Below are 15,626 nucleotides of genomic sequence, written 5' to 3' on the forward strand. Positions count from 1 at the left end.
CCGGATGCACGACGGCGGCGGGCCACCTTAAAAGGTGACCCGCCGCCGTCGGGACTGCTGAGGTTGCAGCCGGAGTGTCAGTCGTTGATGAGGTCGTTCAGCACGATCGTCTGGTCGCGGTCCGGGCCAACGCCGATCGCGGAGAACCGTGTACCGGACAGCTTCTCCAGAGCCAGCACGTAGTTCCGGGCGTTCTCCGGCAGGTCCGCGAGCGTGCGGGCGCCGGTGATGTCCTCGGTCCAGCCCTCGAAGTATTCGAAGATGGGCTTGGCGTGGTGGAATTCGGTCTGGGTCATGGGCATTTCGTCGTGCCGGACGCCGTCGACGTCGTAGGCCACGCAGACCGGGATCTGCTCGATGCCGGTGAGGACGTCCAGCTTGGTGACGAAGTAGTCCGTGAAACCGTTGACACGGGAAGCGTGGCGGGCCAGGACGGCGTCGTACCAGCCGCAGCGGCGCGGGCGGCCCGTGTTCACGCCGAACTCGCCGCCGGTCTTCTGCAGGTATACGCCCATCTCATCGAACAGCTCCGTAGGGAACGGGCCGGCGCCCACACGCGTGGTGTAGGCCTTGATGATGCCGATGGAGCGCGAGATCCGGGTGGGGCCGATGCCGGAACCCACCGAAGCACCGCCGGCGGTCGGGTTGGAGGACGTGACGAACGGATAGGTGCCGTGGTCAACGTCCAGGAACGTGGCCTGGCCGCCCTCCATGAGCACTACCTTGCCCTCGTCCAGTGCGGTGTTCAGCACGAGGGTGCTGTCGATGACCAGGGGACGCAGCCGTTCCGCGAAGGACAGGAAGTAGTTGACAATCTCATCAACCAGGATTCCCCGGCGGTTGTACACCTTGACCAGGAGTTCGTTCTTCTGGCGCAGCGAGCCTTCCACCTTCTGGCGCAGGATGGACTCGTCGAAGACATCCTGGACGCGGATGCCGAGGCGGGCCACCTTGTCCATGTAGGCGGGGCCGATTCCGCGGCCCGTGGTGCCGATGGCGCGGCTGCCGAGGAAGCGCTCGGTGACCTTGTCCAGCACCTGGTGGTACGGAGCGACGAGGTGGGCGTTGGCCGAAACGCGCAGCTTGGAGGTGTCCGCGCCGCGGGCTTCAAGGCCGTCGATCTCCTGGAACAGTGCCTCCAGGTTCACCACGCAGCCGTTGCCGATGATCGGAACCGCGTTGGGGCTCAGGATGCCGGCAGGAAGGAGCTTGAGCTCATACTTCTCACCGCCCACGACGACGGTGTGCCCGGCGTTGTTGCCGCCGTTCGGCTTGACGACGTAGTCGACGCGGCCGCCAAGCAGGTCGGTGGCCTTACCTTTGCCTTCGTCGCCCCACTGGGCTCCGACGATCACGATTGCTGGCATGGGATCCTCCCCCATTCGTTCGGGCCGATTCCTGCCTGCATCACCGTGGTGACTGGCCGGGGTCAGCGCCGTTCATGAGAATGCCCCGAATTTCATCGCCGGCGTCCGCGGTGTTGACCGCAGGGCTCAGCGCAAGAGTTCCGGGGCTCTTACCACCCAAGTTTAGCCGATCGGCCGCGGAAGTACCGTCAGGGCCGTCCGCCGGTGCCGCCGGTCCGTAACGTTTCGCGGGGGCAGGCAGCGTGAGGACGAACAGGCTGCCAGTAATAAGGGCGGCACCGGCCCAGGCCAAGGCCGGCAGTTGCTCGCCGACAACCAGCACAGCCAGGACGGCGGCCACCAGTGTCTCGGCGAGGGATATCGTCGTGGCAGCGCTCGCGCGGACACGGGCCAGCCCCCAGCCGAACAGGACGTAGCCTGCGAACATGGGGACAAGCGCCATGTACACGCCCACAGCCATGTTCTGCCAGGAGGCCAGCAGCGGTGCACCCGTAATCACCAGCACAGGCATGAGCAGCAGCCCGCCTATGCCGAAGACAGTCCCCATCACCGCCCTCGAGGGCACGCCGGTGTTGATCAGGCGGTGCGCAGCCCAGGAGTAGAGGGCGTAGGTGAGCCCGGCAACCAGTCCGAGGCCAATACCGGCGGGTGTGGACCAGCCCCCTGCAGCGTCAGGACCCGGCCCGCCGTGCCCGCCGTCCGCAAAGCACAACAGCGCGGCGCCCGACAGGCCGAGGACTGCACCCATTGCCCACCGCCGCGTGAACAATCTCTTGTCCACAACGCGTTCAATGACGGCGGAGGCGAGGGGAGCCGAACCGATGGAGACCACGGTCCCGACAGCCACGCCGGCCAGGTGCATTGAGGAGTAGAAAGCGAGCGGGTACGTCGCGACGGCAAGGGATCCCAGCGCCACTGTTGGCCACTGCCTGCGCAGGGCGGCCGCGAAGAGACCGATCGGCCCTGCCGCGACAGCGGCCTGGAGCAGGCCGCCCAAACCCATGGCCACCGCGCCGATCGCGAGCGGGCTGACGTCCGGAGCGAAGGTGGCCGCGGTGCCGGTTGTTCCCCACAACACCGACGCCGCCAGCACAAACCCCGCGCCCCACGTGCTCCCCGTAAAGCCGGCGGTCCTCACAGGCCGCCGACCAGTGCGGCCGCCATGTCGCGGGCTTCCTTGACACACCGGTCGTTTCCTTCGAGGCCTGCGCGAACCATCGATCCTTCAAGCAGGAAGGCCAGGTGCCGGGCAAGGGGAGCAGCCTGCTGCGGCGAGTGCGCGAGAAGTTGGGCCACATGCTCGGCTAACAACGCCTCAACCTCTTCCTTGTGGCGCCGGACCACAGCCCTGCCAGGATCGCCCGCAGGCAACTCGGCTGCTGCGTTGAGAAGCCCACAGCCCCTGAAAACACGCTCGTATGCGAGATCGGCGTGGTCCGCATAGGCATCGAAGACCGCCAGGACGCGCTCCTTGGCACTGGCTGCTCCCTCCAGCCGCGCCCGGTACAGCCCCATCCACTCCTCGTGGCGGGCGTTCAGGTAAGCCGTGACCAGCTCAGCCTTGGAGGCGAAGTTGTTGTAGAGGCTTTTCTTCGCGACCCCCGCCTCCGATGTAATGGCGTCAATTCCCGTTCCAGCCAGACCGTCGGCATAAAAGCGCCGCGAGGCTGCCTGGATCAGCGCCTCGCGGGCGTGCCCCCGGGGTGATCGGCTCTTTGGTGCTGCCTCTTGCCCGCTCATCCTCGTCCTTAACTCCTGTCCTAGTAGGTAGACCAGTCTACCTACTAGAACGCGGCCAAGGAAGCAGGAGCGGAACTCGCCCTTGGTGCGGCTTGCTAAACTGATAAGGATCGATCAGGCATCGATCCACCCTCATTTCAAATCGTCCCGGACTTGGCGCGCCCGCTTCCGGTACGGCAGCGTGACCGATCCCCGCAGGAGACACCGCACTTACATGACAGCCATGGCTACTGAATCTTTCCGTGAACAACTCCTGAGCCGCCGTTACGAGCCCAATGTCGCAGCTGTCAATGAACTGTGCGACTCCCTTCAGAGCACAAAGCCTGGCACCCAGGTTCCCTACGTCGACCCCATGCACGACGTCGACGAGTGCCGCATCATCAGCCTGTTCTCCAACATCGGCACCGCCTCGCCGTCCGGTTTCATCACGGCCGGAGACGAAGACGCCGCCACCCGCATGCTCGGACTGCAGTGGAAGCTGGGGCTGCGGCCCGAGTTCGTCATGCCGTGGAACGTGCATCCCTGGCATGTTCCGGGAGAGCCCAACGGCAAGTTCACCCCCGACCAGATTTCCGCCGGCCTGAAGCCCCTGCTGAAGTTCCTGGCCCTGGTCCCCCGCGCCTCCGTCATCGTCGCCCACGGCACCGAGGCCAACCGACTGGCCAATATGCTCCTCAAGACCGAAGTGCCCCTGTTGTGGCGCCGCGGCCTCAAGACGTACAAGGTCCGCTCGCTGAGCGGCCGGGCCTTCGCCGGCACGCCTGCCCGCCAGCAGCAGTATCTCGACGAAATGCACGTGGTGTACGCGGATGCCATGGCCCGCACCGGCCTCCAAAAGGCCGCCAGCTAACGCTGACATGACGACGGCGGGCGGTCACCTTCCAAGGAGAAGGTGACCGCCCGCCGTCGTGCTTAATTCAGTTGAGGTTTTCGCCCTGGATGGCTGCCTTGGCCTTCGGGTCCGAGTCATTGAGGAACTTCTCGATGCGCTCCGGTTCTTCGGCCTCGTTGATGGCCGCCGAGGCACGGCCCAGCGAGTACAGGGCACGCAGGAAGCCGCGGTTGGGCTCGTGCTCCCACGGGATGGGCCCGACGCCGCGCCAGCCGTTGCGGCGGAGCGAGTCCAGGCCCCGGTGGTAGCCCACCCGGGCATAGGCGTAGGAGTCGATCGTGCGCCCTTCCGCCCAGGCTTCCTCGGCCAGCACGGCCCAGAGCAGCGACGACGTGGGGTGCTTCTCCACGAGGTCCAGGGCCTCCTGGCCCGCTTCCAGCTGTTCGTAGACCTCAGTCTCGGCAGGCAGGAGGGTGGGCTCTGGACCCATCAGGTTCTTGCGGAACTCGTCAGACATGCCTAGAAGGTCTTGCCTGCGGAACCCAGCTGCTGGGTTGCTTCGACGACGCGGGCGGCGAGGCCGGCTTCGGCTGAGGCACCCCAGACGCGGGGGTCGTACGTCTTCTTGTTGCCGACTTCGCCGTCAACCTTGAGCACACCGTCGTAGTTGCGGAACATGTGGTCCACCACGGGACGGGTGAAGGCGTACTGGGTGTCCGTGTCGATGTTCATCTTGATCACGCCGTAGGACACAGCGTCCGCGATCTCCTGGTCCGAGGAACCGGACCCGCCGTGGAACACCAGGTCAAACGGGTTGTCCTTGCCGATCTTGGCGCCGACCTGGGCCTGGATGTCCTTCAGGATCTCCGGACGCAGCTTCACGCCGCCCGGCTTGTACACACCGTGCACGTTGCCGAACGTCAGCGCAGTGATGTAGCGGCCGTTCTCGCCGGCGCCCAGGGCCTCGATCGTGGCCAGCGCGTCCTCGACCGTGGTGTACAGCTTCTCGTTGATCTCGTGCTCGACGCCGTCTTCCTCGCCGCCGACCGTGCCGATTTCAACCTCGAGGATGATCTTGGCGGCAGCCGCCCGTGCCAGCAGGTCCCGGCCGATGCGCAGGTTCTCGTCCAGGGTCTCGGCGGAGCCGTCCCACATGTGGGAGTTGAAGATCGGGTCCTTGCCGGCCTTGACGGCTTCCTCGGACGCGGCCAGCAGCGGCAGCACGAAGCCGTCCAGCTTGTCCTTGGGGCAGTGGTCCGTGTGCAGGGCGATGTTGACGTTGTAGTTCTTGGCAACCTCGCGGGCAAACGCCGCGAAGCCCAGGGAACCGGCAACCATGTCCTTGGTCGAGGCGCCGGACCAGTACGCCGCGCCGCCGGTGGAGACCTGGACGATGCCGTCGGACTCAGCCTCGGCGAAGCCGCGCAGGGCAGCATTCAGGGTCTGGGAGGAGGTGACGTTAACCGCCGGGAACGCGAAGCCGCCCTGTTTTGCGCGGTCGATCATGTCGGCGTAGATCTCTGGGGTTGCAATGGGCATGCTGACTCCTAAAGTGAATTTCGTCTGCGGGTTGGGTTGACCCTGGAGTAAACCTCGTCGGCTACGAACCATCCTAGTCATTTCTTGGCACTGGCCGTGGTTCGGGTCACTCAGGCGGGTAACACTTTGCGGGCTTCAGCCAGATGACACTTAACGGCAGTCACCAGCCCACACCTGCCGCGACGTGCCATCGCGGCGGAACTAGACGTGCTGGCCGAAAACGTGCCGGCGCACCCATGCGTGCATGGCGATCGCCGCCGCGGATCCCGCGTTGATGGAGCGGGTGGAGCCGAACTGCTCAATCGAGAGGGTGGCCTCCGCGGCTTCATGCACCTCCGGCGTCAGGCCCGGGCCCTCCTGGCCGAAGACGAGGACGCATTTGCGGGGCAGTTCGTAGGTTTCCAGCGGCACGGAATCGGGGAAGATGTCGATCCCGATGATGGCCAGCCCCTCCCCCTGCGCCCACGCCACAAAATCCTCCACGGTGGGGTGGTGCCGGACGTGCTGGTATCGGTCGGTGACCATTGCTCCGCGGCGGTTCCACCGCCGTCGTCCGATGATATGGACTTCCTTGGCGAGGAACGCGTTGGCGGTGCGCACCACGGTGCCGATGTTGAGGTCGTGCTGCCAGTTTTCGATGGCGATGTGGAAGTCGTGGCGCTTGGCATCCAGGTCGGCGACGATCGCCTCGTGCTTCCAGTAGCGGTACTTGTCCACCACGTTGCGCCGGTCCCCGTCCGCGAGGAGGTCAGGGTCCCAGTGGTCGCCTTCGGGCCACTGGCCTTCCCAGGGCCCGACGCCGACCTCCGGCTTGGGCTCGGAGGTCTCCTCTGCGGGCGGCTGGTGTTCGGCTGGGGTCCCGGGCGTCTGAGTCACCCCTCAACACTAGACTGGGCTCCGAGAAAGCATTCATTACCGGCGGAGGAAAACATGGCGAAGGCAGACCAGGTACAGGAATCGGCAGCGGTTTACCGGAGCGGGCAGGAGATCGAGTGCTGGCTGACCGACATGGACGGCGTCCTGGTGCACGAGAACCAGGCCGTTCCCGGCGCCGCGGAGCTGATCCAGCGGTGGGTGGACACGTCCAAGCGGTTCCTGGTGCTGACCAACAACTCCATCTTCACGCCCCGTGACCTGGCTGCCCGGCTCCGCGCCTCCGGCCTCGAGATCCCGGAAGAAAACATCTGGACCTCGGCCCTCGCCACGGCACAGTTCCTCAAGGACCAGGTCCAGGGCTCCGGTTCGGGCAACCGCGCCTACACGATCGGTGAGGCCGGGCTTACGACGGCACTGCATGAAGCAGGCTTCATCCTCACCGACCAGAACCCCGACTTCGTGGTTCTCGGCGAAACCCGCACCTACTCCTTTGAGGCGATCACCATGGCGATCCGCCTGATCCTCGCGGGTGCGCGCTTCATTGCCACCAACCCGGACGCCACGGGCCCGTCCAAGGACGGACCCATGCCCGCCACCGGGGCCATCGCCGCCCTGATCAGCAAGGCCACAGGGCGCGAACCGTACATCGTGGGCAAGCCCAACCCCATGATGTTCCGTTCAGCCATGAACCAGATCGATGCCCATTCCGAAACCACTGCCATGATCGGCGACCGCATGGACACGGACATCATCGCGGGAATGGAAGCCGGGCTGCACACCGTGCTGGTGCTGAGCGGCATCACCCAGCGCGACGAAATTTCCTCCTACCCGTTCCGCCCCAACCAGGTGCTGAACTCGGTGGCGGACCTGAAGAGCCAGATCTGACACGCGGCTAGAACGGCGTCATCCTCCCGCCACCGCCGGGAAGCGGGAAGATTTGGTCCTGCAGGTCCGCCAGGATTGGGCGGTAGACGAAGGGGTTCCATCCCGGGCTGGCATGCGCCGGAAGCGCCCCGTCGGTCTGCAGTTCCGAGGACGCCATGTTGGCGGCAAACGTCCGCGCCCAGGACCGGTGCGCCGTTTCGTAGTTGACCGTCTGGTCCCGGGGATTCCCGATGTAGGCCATGCGTGCATCACCGATCTGCCCTGCGAAGCGGGTGGCATCGTAATGGTAGATGTAGGCGGATTCTGACTGGATCAGCACGCTGGAGGGCGCAATGGGGGACAGCTGTTCCAGCGTCTGGTCCAGGATCTGCCGCCAGGTGCGCTCGTTCTTGTGCACCACACGCTCCCCGAGCTCATAGCCGCCGCGCAGCACCGAGGGCACCCGGAACCCCCGTTCGTACAGGAACACCACGCCGTCGAACCAGCTCTGGTCCAGCACGTCGTATTTACTGTAGGGGCTGGAGTCCAGCACAATGAGGGCCACCTCCACACCGTGCAGTTCGAGCAGGCGGGCCGCCACCTGCGTGGCCACCATACCGCCGAAACTGTGGCCGTAGAAGTAGAGCGTGGTCAGGTTCCTGGCGCGGACATGCTCGATCACGGCGATGACGATTTGGTCGATGTCCAGCCCGAGATTTGAATAGCCGACGGCGGCCAGCTGGCCGCGCTGCCGCAGTGTCCCGCGCAGCGAGTTCAGGATCCACTGCGCTTCCTCCCAGCTGGTTTTGTAGCCGGGAAACAGGATCCAGCTGGCATTGGGAAAGTAGCTCTGGGCGAAATCGTCATCGACCACCAGGACTTTGTGGACCTGGCGTTCTGTCTGGACCCGCTGGGTCAGCAGCATGTCCGTAGCCAGAACCGACGCCGCTCCTGCCCCCGTAAGGAAGGCCCGCCGGGAGAACCTTTTCAGGTCGGAGGCATGACGGATCAGCCGGGTCGCATCTGTACCCGGCGACGGCTCCGGACCTGCGGATCCTTCATACGGCACTCATCTACCCTAGGCACAGTTCAACCGCCGTGGGCAATTACCTGGCGGCCTGCCGCGGACTCAGCAGCCCGCGGCCTGCTTCCCCGTTGCTTCGAAGAGTTCACGCCGGGCGAGCTCCTCGCCAATGGCGTCGTACTGTGCCAGCAGTTCATTCCCGCAGCGGCCCGAGGGATCGTCCAGCAATTCAAAAATCGAGTCGCTTGCCGCGAGCAGATCCGCCGAGGAGTAGCTGGACAGCGGGCGCAGGCTGAAGGGTGCCGGAACAACAACGGGCTGCGACGGATTCGGCATCGCTGTGGGGCTTCCCCCTTCCGCTGCACCCTGCCCGCTGCCTGCCATGAGCACCAGCGACACTCCTGCAGCGGCGGCAAACACATCCTGCAAGCCGGGGTCCTGTGCATTTTTGTCCTGGGCGTTCATGGCCTGGGCGTTCAAATCTACGCGCAGGCCTGCGAGGGCGGAGGATTCCACGAACGCGGCACAGGACAGGTCCACGGTTATTGGGAAGGTGATGCCCCTGGCCCGGACACATTGAATTTCGCGCAGGAGATCAGGCCGGGATGCCTGGGTGAGGCTGCCGCGGATGTCGATCCTGACGGCGCTGGCGGAGCGGTCGATGTCAAGCCGGGAATTAAGCTGGTTGTCCATAGGTACTCCAAGAATGGGTGTCTATGGCCGACGGCTCAACCTTGGCCAGCGTATCCCGGGCAGGCCCTGCGCACAAGCAGTTAGCCTGCGTGCACCTGCCCGGGCTCTTGGAAATGCGTGTGCGCCTCGGAGCCGCCCACTGAGTTCACCAGCGACGCCGCGATGTCGCGAAGCTTGATGTTGCTGTTGCTCGATGCATCGGTCAGGATGCGCACGGCCGTTTCCTGGCTGCACCGGTTTTGGGCCATGACGATGCCGACGGCGATGTCGATGACCGTCCGGGATTCAAGCGTGGCGCGCAAGTTGGTGGCAGTGTCCGTGTGAAGGGAAAACCTGACGGCCAGGCGCAGGGCCTGCGAGATTTCACGGGTGTAGCCGCGGGCGCGTGCCGCGGCTACCTCATTGAATTTGTGCGGCGCGTCGGAATACAGATTCAGTGCCGCCTTGGCATCACCCTGCAGATGGAACGGCAAAGAAAGCACGGAGCGCAGTCCATGGGATGCCACAGCATTGGCATAGTCCGGACCCCACCGGTTTTCCTCCAAGAGATCCGGCACATGGACCTCCCGCTCTTCCTCGGCCGCGGTGAGGCACGGTCCCTGGGACAGCGAGTACTGGATTTGATCCACTTCCCGGGCGGACTCGCTGCTCCAGCCAATGGTGGCCGCCTTGCGGTCGCGGAGCAGCGTTATGCCGCACAGGGCATCGTCACCGTCACCCGCCACCTGGTGCGCGGAGTAGCGCGCAAGCTCGTTCAGGAAGGCCTCAAAGTCCGCGCTGTCCAAGATGAGATTCTGGATCTGCTCAGCGCTGGTCAGTGCACGGGGACTACTGCTCTGGGTGGAATCGGGCGTGCGCATGGCGAAGGTACTCCAGGGGTGGAAATCTGATGCGGGTACGCAAATACTAGGTCACCCTGGGAGTGCCGTCCACAAGGGCGGCCGCTCAACTCAGGCCGAGTTCGTCCTTGCCGAAGGCGAACAGGTAGGGAACGCCAGTCTCGGCCTCGATCTTTTCCTTGGCCCCGGTGTCGCGATCCACGATCACGGCAACGGCCACCACGTTGCCGCCGGCCTTCCGAACACCCTCGACGGCGGTCAGTGCAGAGCCACCGGTGGTGGACGTGTCCTCAAGGATCAGGACCTTGCGGCCCTCGACCGAAGGGCCCTCGACCTGGCGGCCCATGCCGTAGGACTTCTGCGCCTTGCGGACCACAAAGGCGTCAACGGTGCGGCCGGCGTCGGCGGCGGCGTGCATCACAGCCGTGCCGACCGGATCCGCACCCATGGTCAGTCCACCGGCGCACTCAAAGTCGATCCCGGCGTCGTCCGTCAGTGAAAGCATGACCTGCCCAACGAGTTTGGAGGCCTCGTGGTGGAGGGTGATCCGCCGCAGGTCGATGTAGTAATCGGCCTCCGCCCCGCTGGAGAGGGTGACCTTGCCGCGTACAACGGCGAGTTCCTTGATCAGTTCAAGCAGGCGGGCACGGGCAGCAGCAGCATCTGCTGCAGGAACACTGGTGGCAGTCATGGGGTCCAGTTTAGTGGCTCAGCGGATTGTGAAGGCGCCGCCTCCGGCTTGTGCAGAGGCGCCATGGCACTGCCTACGGCACCGAACTATGGCACCGCCCGCGGTTCCTGCCGGCAGGCAAACCCTGGTGCATGCTCGGGCCGCGGTCCAAAGGCAATCATGCGCGGCATGATCTTACGGGCTGCCGGAACGTGCTGAACCACGAAGAGCGGGAAAGCGGGGGCACCGGCCCTCCGGCCCGTGAACAGCGGCACAAAGACAGCGCGGTGCATGATCCGCTGGACTGTCTGGACAACGACAGTGGGCATCCATCGCCGGCGTTGCACCGCTTTAAGGTCCTGCAGGCTGACATGACCCCGCAGAAGGCTAGGCGCGAGCCGTGCCGCGGCCGCAACCGCGTCCTGGATGGCAAGGTTGATTCCGACTCCCCCGGCCGGAGACATCGCATGGGCCGCATCGCCGATGCAGAGCATGCCGTCCACATACCAGCGCCGCAGCCGATTGAGGCGCACGTCAAGCCAGTGGACGTCATCCAATGAACGGATGGCATCCACGCGGTCCGCCAGGTCCGGCCTCAGTGCGGCGACGCGTTCCCTGAACCGTTCCACCCCTTCGCTCCGGATGCGGGCGTCCGCCCCCTTGGGCCCCATGTACCCCATCTGGTAGTAGTCGTCCCGGAACAGCGCAATCATGGCCTCCCTGCCTTTGAATGCGGGAACGATTCCCGCAATTTCACCCTCCTCGAAGGGGTGGCGCGGAAGCTGGAACCACCAGGTGTCGAACGGCACCGGGAATTCCTTGGGTACCAGGCCGGCGGCCTTGCGGAGGGCGGAATTTCGCCCGTCCGTGGCCACCACCAGGTCGGCGCGGATCGCGCCCTCGATGCCGGAACTGGTCCGGTAGCGGACACCGGTGACCCGGCCGCCGTCGTACATCAGGGAGGTGGCCGTGTGTTCCATCAGCAGCGTGAAGCTCGGCTCCTCCTCAGCGGCACGCGCAAGGAAATTCAGGAAGTCCCACTGCGGCATCATGGCGATGTAGTTATACGGCGGGTGCAGGGAGGCAAAATCGCCCAGGGTCACCAGGCCGACGCCCGGCACCGGGAAGGCGACGTTGCGCAGCCGGCTCTGTGGCAGTTCGCGGAAGGCGCCGCCGAGGCCGAGTTCGTCTATGAGCCGGATGGTGGCCGCGTGGACCGTGTCGCCGCGGAAATCGCGGAGAAAATCGCCATGTTTTTCAAGGACCGTGACCTCGACGCCTGCCCTCGCCAGCAGCAGGCCCAGCATCATGCCGGCAGGACCGCCGCCAGCAACTACGCACCCTGTTCGCTCCATGCACCCCACGCTACGCCCGACGGCGGCGGCACAGGATAGGTATTTCGCTGCGGAAACGGCCCAGGGACGCGCAAATGGACGGGCGCTACGGGAATTCCCGCAGCGCCCGTCCATTTGCGAGTCGCGAGGCCGGAACACAGTCGCCGGAACACAGTTGAGCGTTGCGGATGCGGCTGGCTAGGCTGGGCACATGCGCGAACTCCAGGCCAAGATCATCAAAGAAATGGGCGTACAGCCCCGGATCGACCCCGCCGAGGAGGTGCGCAAGCGCGTCACCTTCCTCAAGGAGTACCTCAAGGCAACGGGCACCAGGGGTTTTGTCCTGGGCATTTCCGGAGGCCTTGACTCCTCCCTGGCCGGACGCCTCGCACAGCTGGCAGTCGAGGAGCTGGAAGCCGAAGGTGTGGACGCCAATTTCGTCGCCATCCGGCTTCCCTACGGTGTGCAGCACGACGAAGACGACGCCCAGGCCGCCCTGGACTTCATCAAGGCCAAGACCGAATGGACGTTCAACATCTCGGCGGCCGTGGACGGCTTCGAGGACGAGTTCGAAAAGACTGTGGGCAACGGAATCTCCGACTTCCACAAGGGCAACACGAAGGCCCGCACGCGCATGATCGCCCAGTATGCCCTGGCCGGCGAGCACAACTACCTCGTGATCGGCACGGACCACGGCGCCGAGTCCGTGACGGGCTTTTTCACGAAATACGGCGACGGCGGCGCGGACATCCTCCCGCTCTTCGGCCTGAACAAGCGCCAGAACCGCGCACTCCTTGCCGAACTCGGCGCCCCTGCCCGGATCTGGGAGAAGGTCCCCACTGCCGACCTTCTGGACGGCAAGCCTGGCCGCACAGACGAGGACGAGCTCGGCATCAGCTACGACCAGATCGACGACTACCTCGAAGGCCGCGACATCCCCGAAGACGCAGCCGCGTTGATCGAGGAAAAGTACATGCGGACCCGGCACAAGCGCACCGTCCCGGTCTCTATCTTTGACACCTGGTGGAAGCACGAGGGTCCGGAGGAGCCACGGGTAGGGCTCTGAGCGGAAGGCCCTGAGCGGAACGCCCTGAGCCCCGGTCAGGGCTCCGGACAGTACCGATCCAGCTAGGGCAGCAGCACAATCTTTCCGCGCCCGTGGCCGGTTCGGCTGATTTCCAGCGCATCAGGCGCTTCGATCAGCGGCATCCGGTGCGAAATGGTGAAGGTGACCTGGCCTTCGGCCGCTAGGGTTGCGACGTCCGCAACGCGGCCGTCGAGTAGCCTGAGTTTCGCAATTCCCGCCGTCTCCGAGGATTCGCCGGGAACCGTGGTCACCGCCCGGCTCCGATCCTGAAGCAAATCCAGCGTGGCCGCGACGGATTCTTCGGTGCCCACCGTATCGAACACCGCCGTAACCTTGCCCTGCGCCCTGACCCGCTCGACCAGCCCGGCGCCGTACATAACGGGCAGCGCGCCCAGGTCGGTGAGGTACTCGTGGTTCGGTTCGGACGCCGTGCCGATCACCGCAGCCCCGAAGGCCTGGGCGATCTGCACTGCGGCTGATCCGACACCGCCCGCCGCCCCGTGGATGAGGATGGTGTCCCCTTCGCCCACCTCGAGTTGCTTGAGGGCCGAATAGGCCGCCCCGCCGGCCACCGGGATGCAGGCCGCCTGTTCGAAGTCGACGCCCACCGGCAGGGGAGTCAGTGCGTCCGCGGAAACCAGGGCTTCGGTGCGGTAGCCGCCAACGGTGCCGTTCCAGATGACTTCATCGCCCACGGCGAAGCCTTCGAAGGCCGGTCCCACCTGGGTGACCACGCCGGCAGCCTCAGAACCAGGAACTGCCGGGAACTCGAGTGGAACCCACTGTTTTACGTGACCGGCCACGATTTTCCAGTCCATGGGATTGACGCCGACGGCCCGGAATTCCACCCGGACCTGCCCCTCGGCGGGATCCGGCAGCTCTTCCGTTCCGACGGTGAGCACCTGCGGACTGCCGTATTCCTCAAAGTAGATCCTGGTGCTCATGGTCCTGGCTCCTTGGAGTTGTCCGGCACTTTACTGCAAGAGTAGGTGCAGGAATCCGGTGATCTCAACAGCCTGCGGCGGCTGGTGACACGCCTAAGGAGCGCCCAGCTGGACGCTGATCCGGTGCGCCTCCTCCATGAGGAGCCTGCCCAGGAACTCCTGCCGGTCTTCGCGGAAGCGCGGCTCGATTCCGGTCAGGGACAAAGCCCACGCCGGCCGGCCGGCCTGATCGAACACGGCAGCGCCCATGCCCCAGCTGCCTTCCAGTACAAGTCCGGGATTCACGGAGTAGCCCGTCTCCCTGGTCCGCTTCACGTTGGCGCGGACCACCGATTCCGTGTGTCCCTCCGCAAATGTGCCGGCATGGCCGGGCCAGTTTGCCAAAATCTGCTCCTGTTCGCGCTCGGGCAGGAAGGCCAGGATCGCGGTGCCAGCCGACGCCACACCGAGAGGGAACCGAACACCCTCGTGGAGCACGAACGACCGGACGGGGAAGCTGCCCTCCTCGCGGAGCAGGCAGACCGTCTCGTCCGCGCGGCGGATGGAGAAGAATGCGCTCTCACCCGTCTGTTCGGCCAGTCGGCGCAGGCTCGGCCGGGCGATGTCCTCGAGCGGGAACCGGGCTGACGCCACCGATCCGAGCAGCAGGACCTCCGGGCCGAGGACCCAGTTGCCAGTCCTTGCCTCATGGTCCAGCAGCCCTTCCGCGGCCAGGGAGGTCAGCAGCCGGTGAACCGTGGGCCGCGTCAGTCCGGACTCCCGCACCAGCTCCACCAGCGGAGTCCCCTCCGGCTTGCGGCCAACAATGCGCAAGAGCCCCGCGATACGGCTCACCACCTGGGCCCCCTGGACCGGCATCTGGTTCATATATCTCCCTATTCATCCATATTGTGGACGCTTGAAAGCATACAGTCCACAGTGTAAGAACCGCCATATAGGGGGTGGGAGAACGCCTTGACAGCCCCTCAGGACCGCCCCTACGCTCAGGACATCTGGGGTCGAGTCCACAAAGTGGATACCCGTCATGACCAACTCAACGAGGAGATGCCATGTCCAAACTGAAACCCGGTGCTGCCGAGGCCCTGCACGGTGTCCTGCGGGACGGCATGACGCTCGCCGTCGGAGGCTTTGGCCTGAGCGGCATCCCCGCGGACCTCATCGAAGCCGTGCGGGATTCGGCTGTCCGTGACCTGACTGTGGTCTCGAACAACATGGGCGTGGACGGCAAGGGCCTCGGCATTCTGATCGAGGCGGGCCAGGTCCGGAAAGTGATCGCATCCTACGTGGGCGAAAACAAACTCTTCGCGGAGCAATACCTTGCGGGCTTGCTTGAGGTGGAGTTCACTCCGCAGGGCACGCTCGCCGAGCGCCTGCGCGCCGGCGGCGCCGGGATCCCTGCGTTCTACACCAAGACCGGCGTGGGCACCCTGGTTGCCGAGGGCAAGCCGCTCGCGGAGTTCGACGGCGAAACGTACGTCCAGGAGCGGGCCATCCGGGCCGACGTCGCCCTGGTCCACGCCCACACAGCCGACACCGACGGCAACCTGATCTACCGCTACACGGCCAGGAATTTCAACCCGGTAGCGGCCACTGCCGGTGCGGTGACCGTTGCGGAGGCCGAGGTGATCGTGGAGCCGGGCGCACTGGACCCGAACCACATCGTGACTCCCGGTGTCTACGTCCAGCACCTCGTGCAGGCCAGCAACCGCACGAAGGACATCGAGCAGCGCACCGTCCGCCCGCGCGTCGAGCCGCTCCCCGTCTAAGCTCCACCGCCTCGCGAACCAACACTTAAGCCCCGCGAATTTGAGACCCAA

At 65.3% G+C, this 15,626-nt stretch carries 17 protein-coding genes; 4 read left to right on the forward strand and 13 right to left on the reverse strand.

What is annotated here, in order from left to right:
• Nucleotides 1–77: 77 nt before the first annotated feature.
• From AC5RUM_RS01330 to AC5RUM_RS01340, 3 genes are read right to left on the reverse strand one after another with little or no spacing between them, the layout of a single operon-like run.
• Nucleotides 78–1,367, reverse strand: coding sequence for an adenylosuccinate synthase (locus AC5RUM_RS01330; RefSeq protein WP_487440125.1), 1,290 nt, complete (start codon nt 1,365–1,367; stop codon nt 78–80).
• Between the two features lie 40 nt (nt 1,368–1,407).
• The gene (locus tag AC5RUM_RS01335; RefSeq protein ID WP_494033246.1) at nt 1,408–2,505 is read right to left on the reverse strand and encodes a DMT family transporter; all 1,098 of its coding nucleotides are present in this window, start codon (nt 2,503–2,505) and stop codon (nt 1,408–1,410) included.
• Nucleotides 2,502–3,107 carry a TetR/AcrR family transcriptional regulator gene (locus AC5RUM_RS01340; protein ID WP_494033247.1) on the reverse strand — a complete coding sequence of 202 codons (606 nt, stop codon included), beginning with the start codon at nt 3,105–3,107 and terminating at the stop codon, nt 2,502–2,504. The genes AC5RUM_RS01335 and AC5RUM_RS01340 overlap by 4 nt, the downstream gene beginning before the upstream one ends.
• A gap of 214 nt (nt 3,108–3,321) precedes the next feature.
• Between AC5RUM_RS01340 and AC5RUM_RS01345 the strand changes: the two genes are divergently transcribed.
• On the forward strand, nt 3,322–3,957 hold the full coding sequence (locus AC5RUM_RS01345) for a uracil-DNA glycosylase family protein (RefSeq protein ID WP_494033248.1): 636 nt from the start codon (nt 3,322–3,324) through the stop codon (nt 3,955–3,957).
• A gap of 67 nt (nt 3,958–4,024) precedes the next feature.
• On the opposite strand, the gene AC5RUM_RS01350 is transcribed toward AC5RUM_RS01345, so the two are convergent.
• The 3 genes from AC5RUM_RS01350 to AC5RUM_RS01360 form a co-directional block, all read right to left on the reverse strand.
• Nucleotides 4,025–4,456 carry a DUF3151 domain-containing protein gene (locus AC5RUM_RS01350; protein ID WP_400577677.1) on the reverse strand — a complete coding sequence of 144 codons (432 nt, stop codon included), beginning with the start codon at nt 4,454–4,456 and terminating at the stop codon, nt 4,025–4,027.
• A 2-nt stretch (nt 4,457–4,458) separates the two neighbouring features.
• Complete coding sequence (gene fbaA / locus AC5RUM_RS01355; RefSeq protein ID WP_400577676.1) at nt 4,459–5,478, reverse strand: class II fructose-bisphosphate aldolase; 1,020 nt, start codon at nt 5,476–5,478, stop codon at nt 4,459–4,461.
• Nucleotides 5,479–5,679: 201 nt separating this feature from the next.
• Nucleotides 5,680–6,354 carry a TrmH family RNA methyltransferase gene (locus AC5RUM_RS01360; RefSeq protein WP_494033249.1) on the reverse strand — a complete coding sequence of 225 codons (675 nt, stop codon included), beginning with the start codon at nt 6,352–6,354 and terminating at the stop codon, nt 5,680–5,682.
• A 54-nt stretch (nt 6,355–6,408) separates the two neighbouring features.
• Between AC5RUM_RS01360 and AC5RUM_RS01365 the strand changes: the two genes are divergently transcribed.
• Nucleotides 6,409–7,239 carry an HAD-IIA family hydrolase gene (locus tag AC5RUM_RS01365; RefSeq protein ID WP_400577672.1) on the forward strand — a complete coding sequence of 277 codons (831 nt, stop codon included), beginning with the start codon at nt 6,409–6,411 and terminating at the stop codon, nt 7,237–7,239.
• 7 nt (nt 7,240–7,246) lie between these two features.
• Here the strand turns inward: AC5RUM_RS01365 and AC5RUM_RS01370 are convergent, their stop codons facing one another.
• From AC5RUM_RS01370 to AC5RUM_RS01390, 5 genes are all read right to left on the reverse strand, one after another.
• A complete protein-coding gene (locus AC5RUM_RS01370; RefSeq protein ID WP_494033250.1) occupies nt 7,247–8,287 on the reverse strand; it encodes a thioesterase domain-containing protein in 1,041 nt (346 codons plus the stop codon).
• 60 nt (nt 8,288–8,347) lie between these two features.
• Entirely contained in the window at nt 8,348–8,935 is a 588-nt protein-coding gene (locus AC5RUM_RS01375; protein ID WP_494033251.1) for a hypothetical protein, read from the reverse strand.
• 80 nt (nt 8,936–9,015) lie between these two features.
• Complete coding sequence (locus AC5RUM_RS01380) at nt 9,016–9,795, reverse strand: GAF and ANTAR domain-containing protein (RefSeq protein ID WP_494033252.1); 780 nt, start codon at nt 9,793–9,795, stop codon at nt 9,016–9,018.
• A gap of 85 nt (nt 9,796–9,880) precedes the next feature.
• Complete coding sequence (gene pyrE, locus AC5RUM_RS01385; RefSeq protein ID WP_494033253.1) at nt 9,881–10,465, reverse strand: orotate phosphoribosyltransferase; 585 nt, start codon at nt 10,463–10,465, stop codon at nt 9,881–9,883.
• An 86-nt stretch (nt 10,466–10,551) separates the two neighbouring features.
• Entirely contained in the window at nt 10,552–11,799 is a 1,248-nt protein-coding gene (locus AC5RUM_RS01390; RefSeq protein WP_494033254.1) for an FAD-dependent oxidoreductase, read from the reverse strand.
• Nucleotides 11,800–11,989: 190 nt separating this feature from the next.
• On the opposite strand from AC5RUM_RS01390, the gene nadE reads away from it, so the two are divergent.
• Entirely contained in the window at nt 11,990–12,844 is an 855-nt protein-coding gene (gene nadE, locus AC5RUM_RS01395) for an NAD(+) synthase (protein ID WP_494033255.1), read from the forward strand.
• 62 nt (nt 12,845–12,906) lie between these two features.
• Here nadE and AC5RUM_RS01400 read toward each other — a convergent pair whose 3' ends face one another.
• Both AC5RUM_RS01400 and AC5RUM_RS01405 read right to left on the reverse strand, forming a co-directional pair.
• Entirely contained in the window at nt 12,907–13,809 is a 903-nt protein-coding gene (locus AC5RUM_RS01400; protein WP_494033256.1) for an NADP-dependent oxidoreductase, read from the reverse strand.
• 93 nt (nt 13,810–13,902) lie between these two features.
• The gene (locus AC5RUM_RS01405) at nt 13,903–14,676 is read right to left on the reverse strand and encodes an IclR family transcriptional regulator (protein ID WP_494033257.1); all 774 of its coding nucleotides are present in this window, start codon (nt 14,674–14,676) and stop codon (nt 13,903–13,905) included.
• 182 nt (nt 14,677–14,858) lie between these two features.
• Here AC5RUM_RS01405 and AC5RUM_RS01410 point away from each other — a divergent pair, with 182 nt between their 5' ends.
• Complete coding sequence (locus AC5RUM_RS01410) at nt 14,859–15,575, forward strand: CoA transferase subunit A (RefSeq protein ID WP_494033258.1); 717 nt, start codon at nt 14,859–14,861, stop codon at nt 15,573–15,575.
• The last annotated feature ends 51 nt before the right edge of the window (nt 15,576–15,626 follow it).

Source organism: Arthrobacter sp. B2060 (genome assembly GCF_059090445.1).